Source organism: Pseudomonas sp. D47 (genome assembly GCF_045447305.1).
Taxonomy (GTDB): Bacteria; Pseudomonadota; Gammaproteobacteria; order Pseudomonadales; family Pseudomonadaceae; genus Aquipseudomonas.
This window is the reverse complement of the sequence record NZ_JBJGXU010000022.1, coordinates 59981-81288: the sequence shown is the minus strand read 5'-3', so window position 1 is coordinate 81288 and position 21308 is coordinate 59981. Positions and strand designations below refer to the sequence as shown.

Annotated in this window: 25 protein-coding genes; 10 read left to right on the top strand and 15 right to left on the bottom strand. The window is 60.1% G+C overall.

Going from position 1 to position 21308, the window contains the following annotated elements; translation table 11 throughout:
• Positions 1-138: 138 nt before the first annotated feature.
• From ACI77I_RS16580 to ACI77I_RS16570, 3 genes are all read right to left on the bottom strand, one after another.
• Entirely contained in the window at positions 139-1968 is a 1830-nt protein-coding gene (locus ACI77I_RS16580; RefSeq protein ID WP_406997986.1) for a CocE/NonD family hydrolase, read from the bottom strand.
• A 19-nt stretch (positions 1969-1987) separates the two neighbouring features.
• On the bottom strand, positions 1988-3415 hold the full coding sequence (locus ACI77I_RS16575) for a YfcC family protein (RefSeq protein ID WP_263273984.1): 1428 nt from the start codon (positions 3413-3415) through the stop codon (positions 1988-1990).
• A 109-nt stretch (positions 3416-3524) separates the two neighbouring features.
• Positions 3525-4421, bottom strand: coding sequence for a LysR family transcriptional regulator (locus ACI77I_RS16570; RefSeq protein ID WP_094949349.1), 897 nt, complete (start codon positions 4419-4421; stop codon positions 3525-3527).
• A gap of 184 nt (positions 4422-4605) precedes the next feature.
• On the opposite strand from ACI77I_RS16570, the gene ACI77I_RS16565 reads away from it, so the two are divergent.
• Both ACI77I_RS16565 and ACI77I_RS16560 read left to right on the top strand, forming a co-directional pair.
• Positions 4606-5829, top strand: coding sequence for an OprD family porin (locus ACI77I_RS16565; RefSeq protein ID WP_094949350.1), 1224 nt, complete (start codon positions 4606-4608; stop codon positions 5827-5829).
• 105 nt (positions 5830-5934) lie between these two features.
• Positions 5935-6552 (top strand): FKBP-type peptidyl-prolyl cis-trans isomerase, encoded by a 618-nt coding sequence (locus ACI77I_RS16560; RefSeq protein WP_094949351.1) that lies wholly within the window; start codon positions 5935-5937, stop codon positions 6550-6552.
• 147 nt (positions 6553-6699) lie between these two features.
• Here the strand turns inward: ACI77I_RS16560 and ACI77I_RS16555 are convergent, their stop codons facing one another.
• The 3 genes from ACI77I_RS16555 to ACI77I_RS16545 form a co-directional block, all read right to left on the bottom strand.
• Positions 6700-6957 carry a hypothetical protein gene (locus ACI77I_RS16555; protein ID WP_003194088.1) on the bottom strand — a complete coding sequence of 86 codons (258 nt, stop codon included), beginning with the start codon at positions 6955-6957 and terminating at the stop codon, positions 6700-6702.
• A 160-nt stretch (positions 6958-7117) separates the two neighbouring features.
• Positions 7118-7459 (bottom strand): zinc ribbon domain-containing protein YjdM, encoded by a 342-nt coding sequence (locus ACI77I_RS16550; RefSeq protein WP_017254008.1) that lies wholly within the window; start codon positions 7457-7459, stop codon positions 7118-7120.
• 197 nt (positions 7460-7656) lie between these two features.
• Positions 7657-8625 carry a polyprenyl synthetase family protein gene (locus ACI77I_RS16545; RefSeq protein WP_057724030.1) on the bottom strand — a complete coding sequence of 323 codons (969 nt, stop codon included), beginning with the start codon at positions 8623-8625 and terminating at the stop codon, positions 7657-7659.
• 239 nt (positions 8626-8864) lie between these two features.
• On the opposite strand from ACI77I_RS16545, the gene rplU reads away from it, so the two are divergent.
• From rplU to ACI77I_RS16510, 7 genes are all read left to right on the top strand, one after another.
• A complete protein-coding gene (gene rplU, locus ACI77I_RS16540) occupies positions 8865-9179 on the top strand; it encodes a 50S ribosomal protein L21 (RefSeq protein WP_003176051.1) in 315 nt (104 codons plus the stop codon).
• A gap of 34 nt (positions 9180-9213) precedes the next feature.
• A complete protein-coding gene (gene rpmA / locus ACI77I_RS16535) occupies positions 9214-9471 on the top strand; it encodes a 50S ribosomal protein L27 (protein ID WP_003176049.1) in 258 nt (85 codons plus the stop codon).
• A gap of 193 nt (positions 9472-9664) precedes the next feature.
• Entirely contained in the window at positions 9665-10888 is a 1224-nt protein-coding gene (gene cgtA, locus ACI77I_RS16530) for an Obg family GTPase CgtA (RefSeq protein ID WP_094949352.1), read from the top strand.
• A gap of 124 nt (positions 10889-11012) precedes the next feature.
• Positions 11013-12131 carry a glutamate 5-kinase gene (gene proB / locus ACI77I_RS16525; protein ID WP_094949353.1) on the top strand — a complete coding sequence of 373 codons (1119 nt, stop codon included), beginning with the start codon at positions 11013-11015 and terminating at the stop codon, positions 12129-12131.
• 16 nt (positions 12132-12147) lie between these two features.
• Entirely contained in the window at positions 12148-12612 is a 465-nt protein-coding gene (locus tag ACI77I_RS16520; protein ID WP_015885841.1) for a CreA family protein, read from the top strand.
• A 101-nt stretch (positions 12613-12713) separates the two neighbouring features.
• On the top strand, positions 12714-13196 hold the full coding sequence (locus tag ACI77I_RS16515) for a glutathione peroxidase (RefSeq protein WP_242152479.1): 483 nt from the start codon (positions 12714-12716) through the stop codon (positions 13194-13196).
• A gap of 158 nt (positions 13197-13354) precedes the next feature.
• Complete coding sequence (locus ACI77I_RS16510; protein WP_406979615.1) at positions 13355-14458, top strand: NADH:flavin oxidoreductase; 1104 nt, start codon at positions 13355-13357, stop codon at positions 14456-14458.
• A 50-nt stretch (positions 14459-14508) separates the two neighbouring features.
• On the opposite strand, the gene ACI77I_RS16505 is transcribed toward ACI77I_RS16510, so the two are convergent.
• The 3 genes from ACI77I_RS16505 to cysZ form a co-directional block, all read right to left on the bottom strand.
• The gene (locus ACI77I_RS16505; RefSeq protein WP_406997982.1) at positions 14509-14676 is read right to left on the bottom strand and encodes a hypothetical protein; all 168 of its coding nucleotides are present in this window, start codon (positions 14674-14676) and stop codon (positions 14509-14511) included.
• Between the two features lie 142 nt (positions 14677-14818).
• On the bottom strand, positions 14819-15997 hold the full coding sequence (locus ACI77I_RS16500; RefSeq protein ID WP_094949356.1) for a glycosyltransferase family 1 protein: 1179 nt from the start codon (positions 15995-15997) through the stop codon (positions 14819-14821).
• A gap of 54 nt (positions 15998-16051) precedes the next feature.
• The gene (gene cysZ / locus ACI77I_RS16495) at positions 16052-16816 is read right to left on the bottom strand and encodes a sulfate transporter CysZ (RefSeq protein WP_094949357.1); all 765 of its coding nucleotides are present in this window, start codon (positions 16814-16816) and stop codon (positions 16052-16054) included.
• A 294-nt stretch (positions 16817-17110) separates the two neighbouring features.
• On the opposite strand from cysZ, the gene trxB reads away from it, so the two are divergent.
• The gene (gene trxB / locus ACI77I_RS16490) at positions 17111-18073 is read left to right on the top strand and encodes a thioredoxin-disulfide reductase (protein ID WP_094949358.1); all 963 of its coding nucleotides are present in this window, start codon (positions 17111-17113) and stop codon (positions 18071-18073) included.
• Positions 18074-18258: 185 nt separating this feature from the next.
• Here the strand turns inward: trxB and ACI77I_RS16485 are convergent, their stop codons facing one another.
• Genes ACI77I_RS16485 through ACI77I_RS16460 form a run of 6 tightly spaced genes read right to left on the bottom strand, consistent with a single transcriptional unit; the run spans position 18259 to position 21191 of the window.
• Positions 18259-18597, bottom strand: a complete 339-nt coding sequence (locus tag ACI77I_RS16485) for a HopJ type III effector protein (RefSeq protein WP_094949359.1) — start codon at positions 18595-18597, stop codon at positions 18259-18261.
• The gene (locus tag ACI77I_RS16480; protein ID WP_065908484.1) at positions 18590-18886 is read right to left on the bottom strand and encodes a DUF1244 domain-containing protein; all 297 of its coding nucleotides are present in this window, start codon (positions 18884-18886) and stop codon (positions 18590-18592) included. Before ACI77I_RS16480 ends, ACI77I_RS16485 begins: the two co-directional genes overlap by 8 nt.
• Before the next feature lie 23 nt (positions 18887-18909).
• Positions 18910-19281 carry a dihydroneopterin triphosphate 2'-epimerase gene (folX, locus tag ACI77I_RS16475; protein WP_003194073.1) on the bottom strand — a complete coding sequence of 124 codons (372 nt, stop codon included), beginning with the start codon at positions 19279-19281 and terminating at the stop codon, positions 18910-18912.
• A gap of 2 nt (positions 19282-19283) precedes the next feature.
• A complete protein-coding gene (folE, locus tag ACI77I_RS16470) occupies positions 19284-19844 on the bottom strand; it encodes a GTP cyclohydrolase I FolE (protein WP_053257937.1) in 561 nt (186 codons plus the stop codon).
• 20 nt (positions 19845-19864) lie between these two features.
• On the bottom strand, positions 19865-20575 hold the full coding sequence (gene folM, locus ACI77I_RS16465; protein ID WP_406997981.1) for a dihydromonapterin reductase: 711 nt from the start codon (positions 20573-20575) through the stop codon (positions 19865-19867).
• Between the two features lie 55 nt (positions 20576-20630).
• Complete coding sequence (locus ACI77I_RS16460; RefSeq protein ID WP_094949362.1) at positions 20631-21191, bottom strand: antibiotic biosynthesis monooxygenase; 561 nt, start codon at positions 21189-21191, stop codon at positions 20631-20633.
• Between the last annotated feature and the right edge of the window lie 117 nt (positions 21192-21308).

Here is a 21308-nt window from a genome sequence, read left to right as displayed (position 1 = left end):
CTGCTGGACGGTGTTGTTGTTTGAGCCAGCCAATTGTGTGTAGCGCTGTATCGGCGGCAAGCGATGATTCTGAAGTACTTTTCTTACGGGTGTGACGAGGGGTCGCCATCGCCGTGTGGCAATGGCGACCCTTCGGGCTCACAGTGCCGAGGCGTTGGGCACGACGGTCAGCCTCAGACAAGACGTGGCACCGGGGCTCATGTGCACGGTGTTATGTGCGACCCGCGGGTGGTTGGCCTGGCCTGAAGGTTCGCCACTGTTGGGGTTGACGTCAAAGCGCGGGAAATTGCTACTGGAGATGTCCAGGCGCAGGCGATGGCCGCGTTTGAACAGGTTGCAGGTGGCGAAGGGCTCGATCAGTACTTTTACTCGCTTACCGCGTGTGAGGAACGTCGGCTGCTCCCAGGATCCGCGATAGCGGCAGCGGTGGATGCCATCGGTAATATTCATCGCAAAGCCATCGGGGTAGTCGGCGCTCGGTGGATACACGTCGATCAGCTTGGCGGTGAAATCGGTGTCGGGCGCATCGCTGTCGATCCACAACTCGATCTGTACGCTACCGGCGACAATCAGGTCTGCCTCGAGTGGCTCGGTCTGAAAGCTCAGCACGTCATCGCGTTCGCTGAGTGGGCAGTTGTCGCCTCGGGTGCCGAAGAAATCGGCGCGCTCACGTTGATCGAAAGCACCGCCCACAAAAATCGGGGCGCCGGAAGTTAGCGCCCCGCCGAGGGTCGGGACCGGCTTTGCGGGGTCGGCGAAGTAACTCAAGTGCGCGTCGACGCCTTCGGGCGCGCCACGCGTCAGCTGCTTTTGCGCATTCAAGTACAAGGTCAATGGCTGGCTGCCTGGCAGTGGCCATTGCGTTGATTGCAGCCAGCGGCCACCGTGGTCCAGGCGACCGTTTTGGTCACGATTGCCACTGCCACCGCCCATCAGAAACACGTGAACACTGGCCGCGGTGGCCGGCGGCGAAGGCTTGAGGGTTTGCTCGAACCACGCCAGGCGGCAACTCAGCCAGTCGTGATCGACCTGGCCATCGAACACGGCCGCAGGGCCGAACTCCACGTCGCCGCTGTGGCTGATGTTGCGATCGCCATGCAGCCAGGGGCCCATGATCAGCCGCTGGTGTGCCGTGCCGTTTTGCCTGAAGGCGGTGTAGTTGGCCAGGGTGGAGCTGACGTAAGCGTCGTACCAGCTGGACATGAACAGCACTGGAATATCCGGCAACTGTGAGTAGTGGCCTTCGGCGTAGATACCGGACTTCTGCCAGTATTCGCTGAAGGTGCCCTGGGCCCATTGGTCAAGCACGTAGGCTTCGTACTCCGGCACATGGCGCAACGGAGACTGGCCGGGCTGCCACGGCATACGCGTAAACCACTGATGAATATCTTCCTGCTCCAGCGCCAGGCGAACCTGCGGATCGGCCAGTGCTGCCGGGCTCTCCTTGGCCTGGCGAAAGGCCCAGGTGGCCTGCTTGAGTTCAAATGCACCACCTTGGCGGATCCCGCACTGGTAGGCGTTGGCGAATCCGCCACTGTCCAGCACCATGCTGCTCAAGCCCGGTGGGCGCAGGCAGGCCATCGCCAGTTGGGTATGGGCGGCGTAAGACAGGCCCATGCTGCCGACGTTGCCGTTGCACCAGGGTTGCTGGACGATCCAGGCCAAGGTGTCAAAACCGTCTTCACCTTCGGCGGTGTATTTGGTGAACAGCCCTTCGGACGCGTAGCGCCCACGGCAGTCCTGGAAGATGGCGACAAAGCCTTGTTCAGTAAAACGCGTCGCCATCTGTTCGCGGGAGATGTGTTGGCCGTCGAGCTGTTTCTCCGAGCGCGAGGGCTTGCTCTTGTCGTAGGGCGTGCGCTCGATGACCACCGGGAACGGGCCTTCGCCGTCTGCCGGCAAGTAGATATCGGTGGCCAGGTGGATGCCATCGCGCATCGCGATCATTTGGTTGTGCAGGGTTTGCATAGGGAAAACACTCATCGACTCAGTACCCGCTCGTGACCGCAATGGCCAGTAACGCCATCGCCAGCACGGTGTAGATCAAGAACAGTGGCAGGATGTAGCGTGCCCATTGGCCCCAGCCGACATTGGCCGTTGCCAGCAGCACCAGCAGGCCGCTGGAGGTTGGGGTGATCATGTTGGTCAGGCCATTACCCATCAAAAACGCGAACACCGTGGTCTGCGGGCTGACGCCGGACAGTTGGCCCAACGGGCCGAAGATCGGCATGGTCACGGCGGCCTGGCCCGAGGTGGACGGGATCAGCACATCCAAGCCCAATTGCGCGAAGAACATGCCGTAGGCCGACACAATCGGGCCATGGTCGCCCACCAGATTGGCCAGGCTGTTGACGATGGTGTCCAGCACCTGGCCGGTACTGAGGATGATCTCCACGGCGGTGGCCAGGCCGATCAGCACGCCGGCAATCAGCACTTTTTTCATGCCATCGACAAAGGCACTGGCGGCGACACTCGCACCCAACCCGGCGATCACACTGAAAGCCACCGTCAGCAGCAGATAAAACGCCGACAGCTCATGGTATTTCCAGGCCCAGCGGTTGGAGGCGTAGACCAAAAAGCCGATACCTGTCAGCAGCACGATCAGGTTGATCAGGTGGCGCGTAGGCAGTGGTTTGCGCTCGAACGTGATCTGCGCCGTCGCATCGAAACCGTGCTTGCGAATACTCCACAGCACGAAGGCAATGCCCACCAGCAGGAAAGTGCAGTAGGCAAGCACGCGCATGCTCAGCCCACTGAATATCGGCAGCCCGACCATCGGCTGGGCGACGGAGAGCGCCACTGGATTGGAGATCGACGCCAGGTAGCCGATCTTCACCGAGATGGTGACGATGGCCAGCCCGATCAGGTTCGACAGCCCCAGCCGATTGGCCATGGCGACCATCAGCGGCACGATCAGGATGAATTCCTTAGCCAGCCCCATAAAGGTACTGCCGGCGGAGAACACCAGCATCAGGCTCGGCACCAGTACGTAGATGTTGCCTCGGGTCAGCCCCAGCAGGCGCTCCAGCCCGGCGTCAATCACGCCGGCCTTGTTAAGCACGCCGAACATGCCGCCGATGAACAGCACCATGAAAATCAATGCCGCACGTTTCTCGATGCCTTGGGGAATGGCCATGAAGCCTTCCACCAGTGACACCGGGCGGGCCACCGTATCGCTGGCCTTGCGCGGCTCCAGTGAGAACAGTTGGCCCAGGGCGTCGTGCTTTTCCAGCACGTGATAGGAGCCCGGTACCACCAGGCCGTTCTGGCGCTCGAATTTGCCCGAGTTCACCGCGTAGGTAAACGCCACGGCGAGCAAGACAATGCTCAGCAGGATGATGGCCGGGTTGATCTGTTTGCGTTGCGTGGGTTTTTCCGCCACCGCCTGGGTGGGGGTGATCTGTGATTCGCTCATGCTGGCTGCCCCGGCGTTCGCCGTTTTTGTTATGGGGGAGTGACGCGTGTGGAGCGGACACTAGGGCAAAGTTTTTGCGCCGACAACGTTATGCGCAGGGCGGGTCGGGCTATGCGTTTTGTGCGTTCAAGCGCTGTTTGAGGTGCTCGGCAAACGCGACTACCAGCGGTGGGCGTGGCTCATTGGCGCGATAGGCCAGGCCGAACGAGTAGGGCAGCGCCGGGCGAAAAGGCCGGGTCACGATTGGCAAATGCAGGAAGTGGCTGGCGAGCAAGCCGTTGACGATCGACACGCCCAGGCCTTCAGCGACAAAACTGCAGGCCGCCCCCACGGAGTGCACTTCGACGCGCACTTGTGGTGTGAGGTTGGCGGCGCGAAACACTTGGTTCAGCTCTGCCCGCAACGCGCGTTGTCGGCCCAGCATCACCAGCGGCACATTGCGCAGGTGTTGCACCTCGATACACGTGTGACGGGTCAATGGATGGTCGAGGGGCATCACGCAGACGCCCTCGGTTTCCAGCACGGGTTCGATGTCGAAATCGGCGATTTCCGTCGGCAAGCGCACAAAGCCCAGGTCGGCGGAGCGGTCGAGTACGGCGCGCTCGATCATGTCGTAAGAGCCGGTCAGCAACTCGACAACGATGTCGTCATGGCTCTTGAGAAAATCCGCGACGATCCGTGGCAACAGCTCCTGGGTCATGCTGGTAGGCACGCCGACCTTGAGCAGGCTCTTGCGCGAGCGGCCCACGCGCATCTCGTCGGCCAAGCGTTGGATGCGCTGCATGCCGTCTACCAGGCCGGCGACTTCGGTCAGCAACTCTTCCGCTTCTGCGGTGGCCATCAGGCGACCTTTTTTGCGCAGAAACAATGCGAAACCTAATGCCTCTTCCAGTTGGCTCAAGAGGCGGCTGACCGCCGATTGCGACAAGCCCATGCGCGTTGCTGCGCCGATGGTCGAGCCGGTGGACATGATCGCCTTGAAGGCTTCGAGCTGCTTGAGATTCACCGTGGTTTTCCTGTCGGTTGCGAGGGGCGAGCGGTGCGTTGCGCATAGCCTGATGCGCATCTCGCATAACATTGTGGGGCTTTGGACGAGCCGTTAGTGTCCGCTCCAACGCGACGTGTCGTCCAGTGTGTCGCGCGGTGCAACTGCCCATAAAAAAACCACAACAGGCATTGAGGAAACAGCTATGCGAGCGTTTTTCACGAGGGGCAAAATCGCTTCGGCGGGCTTGGTGGCGAGCCTGTCACCGGCGTTGCTGGCCCAAGGTTTCTGGGAGGATTCCCAGGGGCGATTGACCTTGCGCAACTTCTACTTCAACGACGATTACCGCGACGGCGGCGACGATCGCAGGGAGTGGGCGCAAGGCTTTCTGCTCAACCTGCAGTCGGGTTACACCGAGGGCACGGTGGGCTTTGGCCTCGATGCGTTGGGGTTGTCAGGGCTGCGGCTGGACTCCAGCCCCACCCACGCCGGTACCGGTCTGTTGCCGGTGCACGACGACGGTCACGCGGCCAGCGAGTTCTCAAGCCTGGGCGTCACCGCGAAGATACGCTGGGGCGATGCCGTGGTGAAAACCGGCACGTTGCTGCCGAAGATTCCGGTGTTGGTGCACAACGATGGGCGCCTGTTGCCACAGACCTTCCAAGGCACCCAACTGGAATACACCGGTATACGCAACCTGTACCTGCACACCGGTCACCTGGATAAATTCAAGCAGCGAAACTCCACCGACAGTGTGGCTATTTACCCACAGGGCTACAGCGGCAAAAAAGGCAGCGACTTCGATTTCGCCGGCGCCACTTATGCTTTCACTCCGCGCCTGAGTGGCACCTGGTATTACGGTGAACTGCGTGAGTTCTATCGCCAGCAATTCTTCGGCCTTGTGCATAAACAGCCGGTGGGCAGTGGCACGCTGACCAGCGACTTGCGCTACTTCATGAGTGACGAGGCGGGGGCGGCGCGTAACGGCAAGGTCGACAGTGACATGTTCACCGGGCTGTTCACCTATCGCCTGGGCGCGCAGGCGTTGGGCGTCGGTTATCAGAAGGTCAGCGGCGAAACGGCATTGCCTTATGCCAGTGTGTCGACCGTGTACTCCTTCAGTAACGCCGGCGTGGGCAAGTTCATCCAGGCCGGTGAGCAAACCTGGATGCTGCGCTACGACTACGATTTCGCCGCAGTATTGCCGGGCTTGAGTTTCATGACCCGTTATTACAAGGGGCAAAACGGCGACTACAAAGGGCGTGAGGCGCGCGAATGGGAGTCCGATACCAATCTGCGCTACGTGGTTCAGAGCAGCACGTTTAAAGGCCTGGGTGTGGAGTTGCGCAAAGCGACCTACCGCTCGACTTATGCCAGCGACCGAGACAACTATCGGCTCTACCTGACTTACGACCTGGCACTCTGGTAGCCGGGGCAGGGGGCTGATAAGAGGCCGGTCTTGTGTGCTAGTCTGCTGGCCCTTTTAGTTTTGGATGGCACGGGACACCGTGCTGCCCTACAGCGGAGCCTCTTCATGTCCGAAGTTAATCTGTCCACCGACGAAACCCGCGTCAGCTACGGTATCGGCCGTCAGTTGGGCGACCAACTGCGCGACAACCCGCCACCGGGCGTAAGCATTGACGCCATCCTGGCCGGCCTGACCGACGCGTTCGACGGCAAGCCAAGCCGCGTTGACCAAGAGCAGATGGCGGCCAGCTTCAAAGTTATCCGCGAAATCATGCAAGCCGAAGCGGCTGCCAAGGCTGAAGCCGCTGCCGGCGCTGGCCTTGCCTTCCTGGCTGAAAACGCCAAGCGTGATGGCATCACCACCCTGGCTTCCGGCCTGCAATTTGAAGTGCTGACTGCAGGTACAGGCGCCAAGCCGAGCCGTGAAGACCAAGTGCGTACCCACTACCACGGCACCCTGATCGACGGCACTGTGTTCGACAGCTCCTACGAGCGCGGCCAGCCTGCAGAATTCCCGGTTGGCGGCGTGATCGCTGGCTGGACCGAAGCCCTGCAACTGATGAATGCCGGCAGCAAATGGCGTCTGTACGTGCCGAGCGAACTGGCTTACGGCGCTCAAGGCGTTGGCAGCATCCCGCCGCACAGCGTTCTGGTGTTCGACGTCGAGCTGCTCGACGTACTGTAAGACCTGGTAGCACTGGCGTCGGCTTCATGTGGGAGCTGGCTTGCCTGCGATAGCATCACCTCGGTAGCAGGTTTGACCGAGTCGTCTATATCGCGGGCAAGCCTGGCTCCCACATAGAGCCGGTGCATTCAGGTTTTGCGTGGTCGTTCATGGATGGAACTTGCCATTGAGCTCCGTGGCCGGGCGCAACGCTCGGGCATAGCAGAACAGAAACAAATTACGCACCACTTCCTTGAGCACCCCAGGCTCACTGGAACTCAGGCCGTTGACGTCCAGGTCGCCCTGATCCTGCAGTTCATTCAGCGCTTCTTCTTCCAGCACAGCACAGACTTCCCCGGTTTCCCGATGCAGGATTCGCAGGTAAGGGTGTGGGCGGTCCAGCCAGGCATCTATCAAATAAGTCATGAGTGGTTCTCCTCGATGGGTTTCAATGAGAATAATTCTTATTCGTAGAATAGCAAGTGTCTATTGGCGATTTCTGGGTTTTTCTGTGTGGATATTGTGTTCGATCAACGGAGAGGGCAAAACGCCATCCCGCGGCGGGCGCGGGATGGATGCAGCAGGTTCAGACCTTGCGCACGAACTCGGACTTGAGTTTCATCGGGCCGATACCGTCGATCTTGCAATCGATATCGTGATCGCCATCGCACAGGCGGATATTCTTGACCTTGGTGCCGACCTTGACCACCAGGGACGTACCTTTGACCTTGAGGTCTTTGATCACGGTGATGGTGTCGCCGTCCTGCAGGACGTTGCCTACAGAGTCTTTCTTCACGGTTTCATCGCCGGCTGCTTCGGCCTCGCCATTGGCGGACCACTCATGGGCGCATTCCGGGCAGATCAGCTGGGCGCCGTCTTCGTAGGTGTATTCGGAATTGCATTTTGGGCAGGGTGGCAACGTGCTCACTAAGGCTCCTTGAAAGTCAGGATTGGCTAAAGTCGCACATTATATAGGGTTTTGTGGCGCGGGCGGGGTCGTGAAGTGGTAATAAGGTCTAAATGTCGGAGCGGGCTTGCTCGCGAAGGCGGTGTGTCAGCGACTAAATCGCTGACTGATCCTCCACCTTCGCGAGCAAGCCCGCTCCCACATTAATCAGCGCCGAATCAGTGCGTACGCGCGACCGCGAATTCGCTCAGCTCAACCAGGGCGTCCCGGTATTCGCTGGCAGGCAGGGCTTCCAGGCACTTAATGGCTCGGGCTACATAATCACGCGCCAGTTGCGCGGTGTACTCCAGGGAGCCCGAGGCTTCGACGGCTGCGCGGATGGCTTCCAAGTCTTCGATCCCGCCTTTCTGGATCGCCTTGCGCACCAAGGCGGCCTGTTCCGGCGTGCCTTCGCGCATGGTGTAGATCAGTGGCAAGGTCGGTTTGCCTTCGGCCAAATCGTCACCGACGTTTTTGCCCAGGGTTTCGGCGTCGCCCTTGTAGTCGAGCAGGTCGTCGACCAGTTGGAATGCCACGCCCAGGTGATCACCGAAGGTGCGCAGGGCTTCTGCTTGTTCGGCAGTGGCACCGCACAAGGCGGCGGCGCTGTGGGTCGAGGCTTCGAAGAGCATCGCGGTTTTGCCGCGAATCACTTCCATGTAGGTTTCTTCGGTGGTGCTGGCGTCGCGAACCTTCGACAGTTGCAACACTTCGCCTTCGGCGATGATGCGGGTGGCCTGTGAAAGAATCTTCATCACCGGCATCGAGCCCAGTTCGACCATCATTTCAAACGAGCGCGAGTACAGGAAATCACCCACCAGCACGCTGGGAGCGTTGCCCCACATGGCATTGGCGGTTTCCCGGCCACGGCGCATGCCGGACATGTCGACCACGTCGTCATGCAGCAGGGTGGCGGTGTGCAGAAATTCGATTGTGGCGGCCAGCAGGCGCAGGTCATCGCCTTCGCGGCCCAGGGCTTTGCCACACAGCAACACTAATAAAGGACGCAGGCGTTTGCCGCCCGCCGACGTAATGTAGTCGCCAATTTTGGAGACCAGCGGCACTTTAGACGTCAGCTGCTGCTTGATGATGCCGTCGACGGCGCTAAAATCGTCCGCGACCGCGCGGTAGAAAGCTTGGGGTTGCATCAGCGACAGTCGCTCCAGAAGGGTTGCGCGGCATGCTAGGACCCAGGCCTTCGAGTGTCAAGGCGCGATAGACGGCCTCTTGCAACACCCATTTACCTTGCGTACAATCGCGCACCCTGAACTTCCTGGGCAGCACCTGCCTTACGCAATTGCATTCGGGACGTCCATCCCATGCAGCCATGCCAGCCAATACCTCTTCTTATAAAGCGCTGGGTGAGCAGGATTATCGGAGAAATACCATGTCGTACGCAGTAATTGTTACTGGTGGCAAGCAATACAAGGTCGCCCCAGGTGAATACCTGAAGATCGAAAAACTGGAAATCGCTACCGGCGAATCCGTTACCTTTGATCGCGTTCTGTTGGTCGCCAATGGCGATGACGTGAACATCGGCGCTCCAGTTGTTGCTGGCGCTACCGTTGTGGCTGAAGTGATCTCCCAAGGTCGTCACGATAAAGTCCGCATCATCAAGTTCCGTCGTCGTAAGCACCACATGAAGCGTATGGGCCACCGCCAGTGGTACACCGAGATCAAAATCACCGGTATTCAGGCTTAATTTCAGCCTAATTCCTCACTAGGAGAATTGACTCATGGCACACAAAAAAGCTGGTGGTAGTACCCGTAACGGTCGCGACTCAGAAGCCAAACGCCTTGGCGTTAAGATGTATGGCGGCCAGAAAATCATTCCGGGCAACATCATCGTGCGTCAGCGCGGCACCCAATTCCACGCCGGTTACGGTGTTGGCATGGGTAAAGATCACACCCTCTTCGCTAAAATCGAAGGCGTGATCAAGTTTGAAGTAAAAGGCGCGTTCAACCGCCGTTACGTGAGCGTTGTCGCCGCTTAATTGCGCGATCGCTGGAAAAGCCCTGTCTCGCGACGGGGCTTTTTCGTTTGTGGAGTGAGTCTCTTGCAAAGCTGTTTGTGATGGGCTCAGGCGCTGGATAAGCGGTTGTTGTTTGAGGTCGCTGCGCTCATTTTTGCAAGAGTCTTATGTCTTGGTTTCTTAAGCTCGTCCATGCGACGAGAGGCGTTTTGTTATGAAGTTCGTTGATGAAGTTTCCATCCGAGTAAAAGCAGGCGACGGCGGTAACGGTTGCATGAGTTTCCGTCGCGAAAAATTCATCGAAAACGGTGGCCCTAACGGCGGTGACGGCGGTGACGGCGGTTCCATCTACATGATGGCCGACGAAAACCTCAACACCCTGGTCGACTACCGTTACACCCGGCACTTCGATGCCGAGCGTGGCTCCAACGGCGGCAGCACCGACTGCACCGGTAAAAAAGGCGAAGACATGGTACTGCGCGTACCGGTCGGCACCACGATTATCGACTCCGCCACCCAGGAAGTTATTGGAGACCTGACCAAGGCCGGCCAAAAGCTGATGGTTGTGCAGGGCGGCTGGCACGGTCTGGGTAACACCCGATTCAAGTCCAGTACCAACCGTGCTCCACGCCAGACCACGCCGGGCAAGCCGGGCGAGCAGCGTGACCTCAAGCTGGAAATGAAAGTACTGGCAGACGTAGGCCTGTTGGGCCTGCCGAACGCCGGCAAAAGTACCTTCATCCGCTCGGTCTCGGCCGCCAAGCCGAAAGTCGCTGATTACCCGTTCACCACCCTGGTGCCGAACCTGGGCGTGGTCAGCGTCGACCGCTGGAAAAGCTTTGTGATCGCCGACATTCCCGGCCTGATCGAAGGTGCTTCCGATGGCGCAGGCCTGGGGATTCGCTTCCTCAAGCACTTGTCGCGGACCCGTTTGCTGCTGCACCTCGTCGATATGGCGCCGCTGGATGACACCAGTGCACCGGACGCCGCCGAAGTGATCGTCAGCGAACTGACCAAGTTCAGCCCGGCCCTGGCCGAGCGTGATCGTTGGTTGGTGCTGAACAAGTGCGACCAGATCCTGGAAGAAGAGCACGAAGAGCGCGTCAAGGAAATCGTCGACCGCCTGGAGTGGGAAGGTCCGGTCTACGTGATCTCGGCCATCGCCAAAGAAGGCACCGAGCGCCTGACCCGCGACATCATGCGCTACCTGGAAGACCGCGCCGACCGCCTGGCGGCCGACCCGGTATTCAAGGCAGAACTGGCCGAGCTCGATCAGCAGATCGAAGACGAAGCCCGTGCCCAGCTGCAGGCCCTGGACGACCAGCGTGCCCTGCGCCGCAGCGGCGTGAAGTCGGTCCATGACATCGGCGACGATGACTGGGACGAAGAAGATGTGGATGATGAAGACGGTCCGGAAATCATTTACGTGCGCGACTGACCGGTTGCGATAAACTTAAACGCCGCTCTCTGGAGCGGCGTTTTGGTATCTGGGATTTACGTAGTCACTAATAACGTTATGGGTCGCGCTGGGTCGCGCAGCCCTCTCACTAAGGTTGAAGATGATGCGGAGCAAAGTGACAGGTGCGCAGCGCTGGGTCGTAAAGATCGGAAGTGCGCTGCTGACGGCGGATGGTAAAGGTCTGGATCGCGCAGCCATGAGCGTGTGGGTCGAGCAGATGGTGGCCTTGCATGAGGCCGGTGTCGAATTGGTGCTGGTGTCGTCCGGGGCAGTTGCCGCCGGTATGAGCCGCCTCGGCTGGACCTCGCGACCCAGCGCGATGCACGAGCTGCAAGCCGCCGCCGCCATCGGCCAGATGGGCCTGGTGCAAGCCTGGGAATCCAGTTTTGCCGAGCACGGACGCCACACGGCGCAGATCCTGCTGACCCACGACGACCTGTCCGACCGCAAGCGCTACCTCAACGCCCGCAGCACCTTGCGCGCTTTGGTCGAGCTCAAGGTCATCCCGGTGATCAACGAGAACGACACCGTGGTCACCGACGAAATCCGCTTCGGCGACAACGACACCCTGGCCGCGCTGGTGGCCAACCTGGTGGAAGCCGACCTGCTGGTGATCCTCACCGACCGCGACGGCATGTTCGACGCCGACCCGCGCAACAACCCCGATGCCCAGTTGATCTACGAAGCGCGCGCCGATGACCCGGCGCTGGACGCCGTGGCCGGCAGTGTCGGCGGCGCACTGGGCCGTGGCGGTATGCAGACCAAGCTGCGTGCGGCACGCCTGGCCGCGCGTTCCGGCGCGCACACCATCATCGTCGGTGGGCGCCTGGAGCGCGTGCTGGATCGCCTCAAGGCCGGCGAGCGCATCGGTACGCTGTTGTCGCCGGAACGCGGCATGCTGGCGGCGCGCAAGCAGTGGCTGGCCGGGCACCTGCAAACCCGTGGCACGCTGGTGCTCGATGATGGCGCCGTGTCGGCGTTGTCCCAAGGCAACAAGAGCCTGCTGCCGGTGGGCGTCAAATTGGTGCAGGGCAGTTTCCGCCGTGGCGAGATGGTGGTGTGCGTTGCGCCCGACGGTCGCGAGATCGCCCGTGGCCTGGCCAACTACAGCGCCCTTGAAGCACAGAAAATCATCGGTCAGTCGTCTGATGCGATTGTGAGTCTGTTGGGGTATATGGCGGAGCCTGAACTGGTGCACCGCGATAACTTGATCCTGGTTTAAACAAAGGTAATAAACGATGCGTGTCATGAAGGGATTGCTCGGCCTGCTGTTGGCCATGCCGTTGCTGGCCTCGGCCGAAGAAATTGGCCAGGTGTCGACAGTGTTCAAGTTTGTCGGCCCCAACGACCGAATTGTGGTCGAGGCGTTTGATGACCCCAAGGTCGATGGCGTGACGTGCTACCTGTCGCGCGCCAAGACCGGCGGCGTAAAGGGCGGGCTGGGGCTGGCCGAAGACCGTGCCGAGGCCTCGATTGCCTGCCGTCAGGTCGGGCCGATTCGTTTTAAAGGCGAACTCAAAGATGGCGACGAAGTGTTCAAGGAGCGTACCTCGCTGGTGTTCAAGACCATGCAGGTGGTTCGCTTCCTCGACAAGAAGCGCAATACCCTGGTTTACCTGGTCTACAGCGATCGTTTGATCGAAGGCAGCCCGCAAAACGCGGTTACAGCGATTCCGATTTTGCCTTGGCCGACCGCTCAGTAGTTCGCAGGCGAGTTTTGTAATCGGCGACTATGATTGCAGACTCGCGGTCTGTAATCTCGAGCGGCTGTAACGCGAAGAACATGGGATATCTGGAGTTCGTCATGAGTGCTTTCCACGACCTGAAACTCAAAGCTTTGGACGGTCAAGAGCTACCGCTGGCGCCCTTCAAGGGGCAAGTTGTGCTGGTGGTCAATGTGGCCTCCAAATGTGGCTTGACCCCGCAATACGCGGCGTTGGAAAACCTCTATCAGCAGTATAAGAGCCAGGGGTTTACCGTACTCGGCTTGCCGTGCAACCAGTTTGCAGGCCAGGAGCCGGGCACCGAGGAAGAGATCCGGGAATTTTGCAGCCTCAATTATGGCGTGACGTTCCCGTTGGGCAGCAAGCTCGACGTCAATGGTCCGGAACGTCATCAGCTGTATCGCCTGCTGGCGGGCGAGGGCGCTGAGTTTCCTGGGGATATCACCTGGAACTTCGAGAAATTCCTGCTCGGCAAAGACGGGCGAGTACTGGCGCGCTTCTCGCCGCGCACAGCGCCGGATGACCCGACGATTGTCCAGGCCATTGAAAAAGCCCTGAGCTAATCGTGCCCGATCGTTCCCACGCTCTGCGTGGGAAAGTCTCTGCGGACCTTCTGCGTCTCGCTTTTACCCCTTAATCACCCGAATCAATAGTGCTATCCAGCACATCGCACTGCCCATATTATCCACATCATAAATACATCTTCCCGTGGAGTGCTCCCATGCCTGTCCAAGCTTTGTTCAAACCCTTCCAGCTCGGTGCACTGCAACTGTCCACTCGCGTGGTCATGGCGCCGATGACCCGTTCGTTCTCCCCGGGTGGCGTGCCCAATTCCAAAGTCATCGAGTACTACCGTCGCCGCGCTGCCGCCGGCGTGGGCCTGATCATCACCGAAGGCACCGTGGTCGGCCATCAGGCCTCCAACGGTTACCCGAACGTCCCGCATTTTTACGGTGAGGCCGCGCTGGCCGGCTGGAAGAAAGTGGTCGACGCGGTGCACGCCGAAGGCGGCAAGATCGTCCCGCAACTGTGGCACGTGGGCAGCGTACGCCGTATCGGCACTGAGCCTGACGCCAGCGTGCCAGCCTACGGCCCGATGGAAAAACTCAAGGATGGCAATGTGGTCGTTCACGGCATGACCACCCAAGACATTAAGGACGTGATCAACGCCTTCGCCCAAGCCGCCAAGGACGCTCAAAGCATCGGCATGGACGGCGTAGAGATCCACGGCGCCCACGGTTACCTGGTCGACCAGTTCTTCTGGGAAGGCACCAACCAGCGCACCGACGAATACGGCGGCAGCCTGGCCAACCGCTCGCGTTTTGCCATCGAGCTGATCCAGGCTACCCGCGCCGCCGTAGGCCCGGACTTCCCGATCATCTTGCGTTTCTCGCAGTGGAAGCAGCAGGACTACACCGCACGTCTGGTGCAAACCCCTGAGGCGTTGGGTGAGTTTCTCCAGCCACTGTCTGACGCCGGTGTGGATATTTTCCACTGCTCCACCCGTCGTTTCTGGGAGCCTGAATTCGAAGGTTCCGACCTCAACCTGGCCGGCTGGACCCGTCAGCTCACCGGCAAACCGACCATCACTGTCGGCAGCGTCGGCTTGGACGGGGAGTTCCTGCAGTTTATGGTCAACACCGACAAGGTCGCGCAACCCGCCAGCCTGGAAAAACTGCTGGAACGCCTGAACAACGACGAGTTCGACTTGGTCGCCGTGGGCCGTGCCTTGCTGGTGGATCCGGATTGGGCGCTGAAGGTGCGCGAAGGTCGTGAAGGCGACATCTTGCCGTTCAGTCGTGAGGCGTTGACGACGCTGGTGTAAAGGGCTCAGCTCCCTGTGATTGCCACAGGGAGTTGCATAGCTTCAGTGACTCAATACTCCAGCGTCTTCCTCAGCTCGTGGCCGTGGTCGGTCTTGTGCCCTTCTTTTCGCTTGGCTTGGTCGTAGGTTGGCGGTTCTGCCCGAGATTGATCCAGCCATTGTTGCTGACGCGCCCACTCCGCCGTTCCATTGGGTGCACCCACTCCATTAGTAGCCATCTTTGTATCTCCATTTATTTGAGGGGCCTGCCTGAGCCGGCAGGTATCAGTGAGTGGGCATTCGCCGCTGGCCGTTCCCTCATTTAAATATCAAGTAATGCTTGAGTGAATAATGGCTATGGCGCCACTAAGCGGCTGTCGTTCAAGGCGTGTAAGGCTGTGCTGGCATCACACAATGCTCTGCGCACACACCGCGTAACTGGTTTTCAAACTGCTCGATAATTGCTGGCCAGCCCTGGCGGCTGGCGTGTTGGCGAGCATTCAAGCGCATGCGGCGCAGACTCTCCGCATCCTCCAGCAGCCAATTGGCCGCATCGCAAAACGCATCCTCATCCCCCGGCATCGCCAGCACGCCGTTGTAGCCATGGCGAATATGCTGGGTCGCGGCCGCCTGATCGTAGGCCACCACCCCCAAGCCCGAAGCCATGGCTTCCAGTACCACATTGCCGAAGGTTTCGGTCAGGCTGGGAAACAGGAATACGTCACCGGACGCGTAATGCCGGGCTAGTTCTTCACCGCGCAGAGTGCCGCAGAAAATCGCCTCGGGCAGTTCCTTTTCCAGCATCGCTCGTTGCGGGCCATCGCCGACGATGATCAGTTTCATCTGGCGCAGTGGATAGGTGTCTTGCAAGGCGTCGAAGCAGCGTTTGAGCAGCCCTAGGTTCTTTTCTTGCGCCAATCGGCCTACATGCAGCACGGCGATTTGCTCACTGTTCAACGCCCAGCTTTCACGCAGTGCGTGATCGCGCTTGGCCGGGTGGAACAACTGGCTGTCGACCCCGCGTGAGAGCATCCCCAGGCGCTCGAAATTCCGACGCTCAAGCTCCAGGCGCTGGCTGGTGCTGGGAACCAGGGTCAAGGTCGAACGGTTATGAAACCAGCGCAGGTAATGCGTGACCATGCGGCTGAGAAGGCTCAAGCCGTATTGATTCGAATACTGCTGAAAATTGGTGTGAAAACCGCTGACCACGCTGATTCCCAGGCGCCGTGCCGCGCGCAACGCCGACAGCCCCAACGGCCCTTCGGTGGCGATGTACAGCACGTCCGGGCGCTGGCGAGTCCAGCGTCGCAGCAACTTGTGCATCGACGACTGGCCCCATTGCAGGCCCGGGTAGCCCGGCAGCGGCCAGCCACGGCACAGCAGCAGTGCGTCGTCGCTGGGGCGGCTCTGATCGCTGCCCTGGCGTGGGCGCACCAGCTCGACCTGATGGCCGCGCGCGCGCAACCCTTCACACAGGCGGCCAAGGGTATTGGCCACCCCGTTGATCTCTGGCGGGAAGGTTTCGGTAATCAGAGTGATGTGAAGCGAAGCTGTCGTCATGACCCACAGTGTCACCGTGGGCCATGTCGTCATTGTGTCATTGGCGTGATGGATTTATGACTGGGTCACCTTGGGCGCGGCCATTGCCTCAGCACCTTGCTCGCGCACCCAGAACAGCGTGGCCCCGGCCACCGCCGCCGGCATCATCAGCAGGTTGACCACCGGCACCAGCAGCACCAGGTAAACGATGCCGCCAAAGCTCATGCTCTGCCAGCGCTTCTGGCGCAGCCAGGCGAGCATTTCGTTCCAGCCCAGTTTGTGGTTGTCGGCCGGGTAGTCGATGTACTGGATCGCCATCATCCACACGCCGAACAGCAGCCACAGCGGCGCGGCGATCAGGTTGACCACCGGAATGAACGACAGGATAAACAGGCCGATGGCGCGTGGCAGGAAGTAGCCCAGTTTGCGCATTTCCCGCGCCAGGGTGCGCGGCACCATCGCCATCAGTTCGCCCCAGCTGAACGGGGGGAAGTCGTCGGTGCCACGCACCACCACTTCAACCTTTTCTGCGAGAAAACCGTTAAACGGTGCAGCGATGATATTGGCCAGCATGGTGAAGGTGAAAAACACCATCAGCACCACCAGCACCACAAACAGCGGCCACAGGATGTAACTTAGGAAACTCAACCAGCCAGGCAGCGTCGGCATCAAGGTGTCGACCCACAGGCTGAACTGATGGCCGGCGAAATAGATTAAGCCGACGAACAGCACCAAGTTGATCGCCAACGGCAGCAACACAAACAGGCGCAGGCCTGGGCTCAACACCAGTTTGAGACCTTCACGCAGGTATTGCGGGCCGGAAAGAGCAGGGGCGGGCATGGAGAACTCCGAGCAGGATGACGAACGCGCCGACCTTACCGCCTTTGCATCCTGGGCGAAAGCGGCGACATCAGCGGTAACATCTAAGCAACAATGGCGTCGATTAATCGGGTGTACTGCATAGAGACCACCTATGAGCTGGATTGTTATTCCGTATTTCCTTAATCTTGCCCCCCTCGATACGCTGCACCCATTATTTTTAGGATCTGCGAGTTCAAGCCTTCCCCAAGTGCTTCGCGGTCCTTTTTTATTCCAGCCGCCCTGTGTTTTCCGGGTGGTCGATAGGAGTGAGTCATGTCTGATACCCGTCATTCGCGAGTGATTATTCTCGGTTCCGGCCCTGCCGGTTACAGCGCTGCTGTCTACGCTGCCCGGGCCAACCTCAAGCCGCTGCTGATCACCGGCATGCAGGCGGGCGGTCAACTGACCACCACCACTGAAGTCGACAACTGGCCGGGCGACGTGCACGGCCTGACCGGCCCAGTGCTGATGGAGCGTATGAAAGAACACGCCGAGCGCTTTGAAACCGAGATCGTTTTCGACCACATCAACCAAGTCGACTTCTCGAAAAAGCCTTACAGCCTGACTGGCGACAACGGCGTGTACACCTGTGACGCGCTGATCATCGCCACCGGCGCCAGCGCCCGTTACCTGGGCCTGCCGTCGGAAGAAGCGTTCATGGGCAAAGGTGTTTCCGCCTGCGCGACCTGCGACGGTTTCTTCTACCGCAACAAGCCGGTGGCTGTGGTCGGTGGCGGCAACACAGCGGTGGAAGAGGCGCTGTACCTGGCCAACATCGCCAGCACCGTGACCTTGGTTCACCGCCGCGAGACCTTCCGCGCCGAGAAGATCCTGATCGACAAGCTGCACGCCCGTGTTGCTGAAGGCAAAATCATCCTCAAGCTCAACGCCACCCTCGACGAAGTCCTGGGCGACAACATGGGCGTGACCGGTGCCCGCCTGAAAAACAACGACGGCAGCTTCGACGAGCTGAAAGTCGACGGCGTATTCATCGCCATCGGCCACACCCCGAACACCTCGCTGTTCGCAGGCGTGCTGGAAGCCAAAGACGGCTACCTGGTGGTGCAGGGCGGCCGTGAAGGCAATGCCACTGCGACCAACATCGAAGGCATCTTTGCCGCCGGTGACGTGGCTGACCACGTGTACCGCCAGGCGATCACCTCGGCCGGCGCCGGCTGCATGGCGGCCCTGGATGCCGAGCGTTACCTCGACGGTTTGAAGGACGCTTCGTTCTAAACCCGTTGCAATAAAAAAACCGGCTGAGAGGCCGGTTTTTTTTGTCTGCGATTTAATCAGCGCGGCAGCCCAGAAGTGTCAACCCCATCACTGTGGGAGTCGGGTTTGCCCGCGATGACTGTGGCAGCTGACACGCCGCTATCGCAGGCAAGCCAGCTCCCACCTTGACCGGTTTTCAATTTGAATCAGCGGCGAGTCAAAGGCTGCTGAGTAAACTGAACCCCAGCCAAACCTTGCGCAATCAACGCGCGAATATTGCCGTGATCACTGCCCTGCGGTGTAGCCACCACCGACCGATAATGCTCACCAAACGCCAGCAGCGCTTCCTGATCGCTCAAGCCTTCCAGCAGCGCCAGGCCCAGTGTCTTGCACGAGCCCTCGTTCTGCCCGGCGGCGTTTTCCACGTTGCCATTGGTGAAGGCTTGCGGCTGGTAGTCGTAACCCGCGGCAACAAACGCCAAGGTGTCGGCAAAGACGTGTTCGCCGCTGTTGAGGCTGGCGCGCAGGGTGTTCAAGTCAGTCATGGGTTTTTCCTTTGGCAAACGCCGCCTGTTGGTCGGCGCTGGCTTCTTTCTGGTACTGGGCTTTCCACTCGGCGTACGGCATGCCGTACACCACTTCACGCGCGTCATCGAGGCTCAGCTCGATGTGGCGCTCGTCGGCCTCGGCTTTGTACCACTTGGACAAACAGTTGCGGCAAAAGCCCGAGAGGTTCATCAGGTCGATGTTCTGCACATCCTTGCGGCTGTCCAGGTGCGCCACCAGCCGGCGGAAGGCGGCAGCTTCGAGTTCGAGGCGTTGTTGATCGTTCATAGGGCTCACTGCAGATTCTGGGGTTAGCGGCTGGCCGCCAGGGTAATCGAAACCGACTCGGCAAAGCGCAACGCGTGGGGCTTGTCCACTTCGACTTCGGCGTACAGCACCGATTCGTTGCTCATCACCAGGTCCAGCAGCTCCTGGGTCAGGCGCTCGAGCAGGGCGAAGCGGTTGCCTTCGACGTGGGCGATGATCGCCTTGGTAATGGTGCGGTAGTTCAGCGCGTGGTCGATATCGTTGTCGCGCACGGCTTCCTGAGCGGCATACAGGATCGTCAGGTTGATCAGCACGTCCTGCTTGTTGAGGATCTCGTCCTCGTTGATGCCGATAAAGGTGCGCAGGCACAGGTCCTTGACCCGGATGCGCGCCATGCCTGGTTGAAGTTGTGGCATTGCTACTTGCTCCGTCCAATCAGTTGCAGGAACTCCATACGCGTGGTGTTCGACTCGCGGAAGGCGCCGAGCATCACCGAGGTGTTCATGGTTGAATTCTGTTTTTCCACGCCGCGCATCATCATGCACATGTGCTTGGCTTCGATCACCACCGCCACGCCGGCGGCCTGGGTGACCTGCTGGATGGCGTCGGCGATTTGCCGCGTGAGGTTTTCCTGGATCTGCAGGCGCCGGGCGTACATGTCGACAATGCGCGCCAGCTTTGACAGGCCCAGCACCTTGCCGGTCGGAATATAGGCCACATGGGCCTTGCCGATAAAGGGCAGAAGGTGGTGCTCGCACAGCGAATACAGCTCGATGTCCTTGAGGATCACCATCTCGTCATTGTCTGAGGCGAACAGCGCGCCGTTGACGATTTCGTCCAGGTTCTGCTCGTAGCCATGACACAGGTACTGCATGGCCTTGGCGGCGCGCTTGGGGGTGTCGAGCAAGCCTTCGCGTTCCGGGTCTTCACCCAGTCCTTTGAGAATCTCGCGGTAGTGTTGGGGCAGGGACAAGGTCATACAACATCCTCACAAACGGCTTACTTGATATGCCGCCCGCCGTTGACGGTCAGGGTGGTACCGGTGACATAAGGGTTGTCCAGCAGGTAACGCACGCTCTGGTAGATCACCTCGGGCCCGGGCTCGATGCCCAATGCGGACTTGGCCAGGACCTTGGCGCGGTAAGCCGCATCGTCGCCGTCGTTGAACATCACCATCGCCGGCGCGATGCCGTTGACCTTGATCAGCGGCGCGAACTGCGCGGCAAACGACAGCGTGAGGCTGTCGAGCCCGGCTTTGGTGGCGCAATAGGCAATGTGCTGGCGGCTGCCCTTGCGCACCACGTCGTCGCTGATATGCACGATATCGGCAGGTGTTGAGCGTTGCAGCAAAGGTGAACAATGCAGGTTGATCAGGTACGGCGCAAGCATGTGCACGCTGAACATGTCGGTAAATGCGCGGCTTTCGTCGCCCGGCGTTTCCGCGACCCACGCCGAAGCGTTGTGGATGATAGCGCGCAGGCTGTCGGTATGGGTCTTCAGCGCTGAGATGAAGGCCAGAATCCCGGCCTCACTGGAGAAGTCGGCAAACACACCGACCGCGCCCCGCTCGCGCAAAGCCTGCACACCGGGGCGTTCGCTGCGGTAGCTGAAAATCACCGGGTGGCGCTCGTCCAGCAGGCGCTCGGCACAATGCAGGCCGACACGCTGGCCGGCACCGGTGATCAGGATCGGGGCGTTCGTTGCAGTCATGGGAGGCTCACGTCGCTGGCAGGATGAAACTATACCAGCGAGCGGCCCCCTGTACTCAAGCGGCGGCTTCTGCAGCCTTGCGCGGTGGCGGTGTAGGGTGCAGCCAGTTCGCCAGCAGGTGGGTCGACAGCGGGATGAACCAATAAACCATCAATGGGGTGAGCGCCAGGGTGCTGACCAGCACGCGCGGGGCCAGGTCCAGTTCGTTGAGCAGCGGGCCAAGGACAAAGTTGAACAACAGGGACACCGGGAAAAACGCCAGCCAGATTGCCACGGCCTGTTTCCAGCGCGGTGGCCGTGCACCTACCGCGCCGAACCAGCCGTCGATGCCACTGACGCGATGCTCGGACGGGTCGGCAAACAGCTCGCTGCCACGGCTCAGCCAAGCACTGCGCGAAGCGGAAAACTCCCAGGCATGCAGGGTCTTCTCGTCGGCGAAACGGAAGATGATCTGGAATTCATCGTCATTGGGCGGCGGGGCGAGCACGCCGGAACCCAGGTAACCGGGGAAGTCCGTGGCCAATTGCTCGCCTTCGCGCAGCCAAGCCATCAAGTCTTCGTAGCGCCCTTTGGCCACGCGGCGCGCAACCATCAAGGTGACGGGAGAGGTAGACATTGTGTATCTCCAAATGTACGGGTGCGCCGAACCGGGTAGGTGGCGCACGAACGAGGCTGCGGGGTGGTGCAGCGACGTAGAAAAAACAGGCAAGGATTATTCCTGTTTTGCAAAAAT

Coding starts and splice junctions, on each gene's coding strand:
- ACI77I_RS16580 (WP_406997986.1), bottom strand. CDS start 1,968: ATGCAAACCCTGCACAACCAAATGATCGCGATGCGCGATGGCATCCAC.
- ACI77I_RS16575 (WP_263273984.1), bottom strand. CDS start 3,415: ATGAGCGAATCACAGATCACCCCCACCCAGGCGGTGGCGGAAAAACCC.
- ACI77I_RS16565 (WP_094949350.1), top strand. CDS start 4,606: ATGCGAGCGTTTTTCACGAGGGGCAAAATCGCTTCGGCGGGCTTGGTG.
- ACI77I_RS16560 (WP_094949351.1), top strand. CDS start 5,935: ATGTCCGAAGTTAATCTGTCCACCGACGAAACCCGCGTCAGCTACGGT.
- ACI77I_RS16555 (WP_003194088.1), bottom strand. CDS start 6,957: ATGACTTATTTGATAGATGCCTGGCTGGACCGCCCACACCCTTACCTG.
- ACI77I_RS16545 (WP_057724030.1), bottom strand. CDS start 8,625: ATGCAACCCCAAGCTTTCTACCGCGCGGTCGCGGACGATTTTAGCGCC.
- rplU (WP_003176051.1), top strand. CDS start 8,865: ATGTCGTACGCAGTAATTGTTACTGGTGGCAAGCAATACAAGGTCGCC.
- rpmA (WP_003176049.1), top strand. CDS start 9,214: ATGGCACACAAAAAAGCTGGTGGTAGTACCCGTAACGGTCGCGACTCA.
- cgtA (WP_094949352.1), top strand. CDS start 9,665: ATGAAGTTCGTTGATGAAGTTTCCATCCGAGTAAAAGCAGGCGACGGC.
- proB (WP_094949353.1), top strand. CDS start 11,013: ATGCGGAGCAAAGTGACAGGTGCGCAGCGCTGGGTCGTAAAGATCGGA.
- ACI77I_RS16520 (WP_015885841.1), top strand. CDS start 12,148: ATGCGTGTCATGAAGGGATTGCTCGGCCTGCTGTTGGCCATGCCGTTG.
- ACI77I_RS16515 (WP_242152479.1), top strand. CDS start 12,714: ATGAGTGCTTTCCACGACCTGAAACTCAAAGCTTTGGACGGTCAAGAG.
- ACI77I_RS16510 (WP_406979615.1), top strand. CDS start 13,355: ATGCCTGTCCAAGCTTTGTTCAAACCCTTCCAGCTCGGTGCACTGCAA.
- ACI77I_RS16505 (WP_406997982.1), bottom strand. CDS start 14,676: ATGGCTACTAATGGAGTGGGTGCACCCAATGGAACGGCGGAGTGGGCG.
- ACI77I_RS16500 (WP_094949356.1), bottom strand. CDS start 15,997: ATGACGACAGCTTCGCTTCACATCACTCTGATTACCGAAACCTTCCCG.
- cysZ (WP_094949357.1), bottom strand. CDS start 16,816: ATGCCCGCCCCTGCTCTTTCCGGCCCGCAATACCTGCGTGAAGGTCTC.
- trxB (WP_094949358.1), top strand. CDS start 17,111: ATGTCTGATACCCGTCATTCGCGAGTGATTATTCTCGGTTCCGGCCCT.
- ACI77I_RS16485 (WP_094949359.1), bottom strand. CDS start 18,597: ATGACTGACTTGAACACCCTGCGCGCCAGCCTCAACAGCGGCGAACAC.
- ACI77I_RS16480 (WP_065908484.1), bottom strand. CDS start 18,886: ATGAACGATCAACAACGCCTCGAACTCGAAGCTGCCGCCTTCCGCCGG.
- folX (WP_003194073.1), bottom strand. CDS start 19,281: ATGCCACAACTTCAACCAGGCATGGCGCGCATCCGGGTCAAGGACCTG.
- folE (WP_053257937.1), bottom strand. CDS start 19,844: ATGACCTTGTCCCTGCCCCAACACTACCGCGAGATTCTCAAAGGACTG.
- folM (WP_406997981.1), bottom strand. CDS start 20,575: ATGACTGCAACGAACGCCCCGATCCTGATCACCGGTGCCGGCCAGCGT.
- ACI77I_RS16460 (WP_094949362.1), bottom strand. CDS start 21,191: ATGTCTACCTCTCCCGTCACCTTGATGGTTGCGCGCCGCGTGGCCAAA.